Annotated in this window: 1 protein-coding gene; it reads right to left on the minus strand. The window is 65.1% G+C overall.

Annotated features, from left to right (window positions below; translation table 11 throughout):
• On the minus strand, positions 1-1,062 hold a 1,062-nt coding region (locus DXD94_RS09530; protein ID WP_055252703.1), incomplete at its 5' end, for an SIS domain-containing protein.

Below are 1,062 nucleotides of genomic sequence, written 5' to 3' on the forward strand. Positions count from 1 at the left end.
TTAGTAGTCGAACTGGTGGTAGTAGCGGCGGTACTTGAGGTTGTGCTTGGTGACCAGCTCGTAGTTGCGCGAGAGGCGGTCGGTGGTCAGCACGGACAGGATCCAGGGGGACACGATGACGCGGAAGTCGTCGTCCAGGCCCGGGATCGCGTACTCGGCGGTGTCGATGATGACGTAGTCCTCGTCGCCGGTCACGCCGCTGGTGAGGAAGGCGCGGACGCGCTCGTCGAGGGCGCGGCACTCGTCCTCGCCCATGAACAGGAACACCGGGACGCCGGGCTCGAGCAGCTCGAGCGTGCCGTGGAAGAAGTCGTGCGAGGTGATGTGGCGGATGCGCTTCCACTGCATCTCCTCGAGCAGGCACATGGAGTACAGGATGGTCTCGCCCCACAGCGCGCCCGAGCCGATGAACATGGTGTAGTCGGCCAGCGCGTACTTCTTCGCGAGCTCCTCGGCGCGCGGCTCGAAGCGCTTGCGGATGTCGAGCATGTCCTTCCAGACGTCCTTCGTCTGCTCGATGAACAGGTCGAACTTGGGGAAGCAGCCGCGGCGGTTGAGCAGGCGCAGGCCGAAGCAGTCGGCGAGGTAGTAGCCCTTCTCGCAGCCGCCGGCGCCGTGGTCGGAGGCCATCATGACGCAGTTCTCGGCGCCCACGGCCCGGCCGATCTTGCCCTCGGGGTTGGTCATGGCGTAGACGCGCACGCCCATCTCCTTCATCTTGCCGATGGCCTCGAGCACCTCGGGGGTGGTGCCGGACTCGGAGGCGGTCAGCACGACGGACTTGTCGGTCATGCGCTTGTGGCCCATGACGTTCCACTCGGCGGCGTGGATCAGGTAGACCTCGAGGTCGCGGTCGCCGAACTTGTTCATGAGGTACTCGAGCTGCATGAACTCGTCCCAGGTGCCGCCGACGCCCATCAGGAAGACGGCGTCGTAGCCCTCCTCGTGCACGCGGTCGGCCAGCGCGGTCATCTTCTTGCCCGCCTCGTAGACGTTCCTGCCGTCCTCGAGGTAGCCCTCCTGGTCGAAGTGCATGATCTCGATCTTCTCGGTCTCCTTCAT

Source organism: Collinsella sp. TM10-22 (assembly GCF_003466125.1).
Taxonomy (GTDB): domain Bacteria; phylum Actinomycetota; class Coriobacteriia; order Coriobacteriales; family Coriobacteriaceae; genus Collinsella.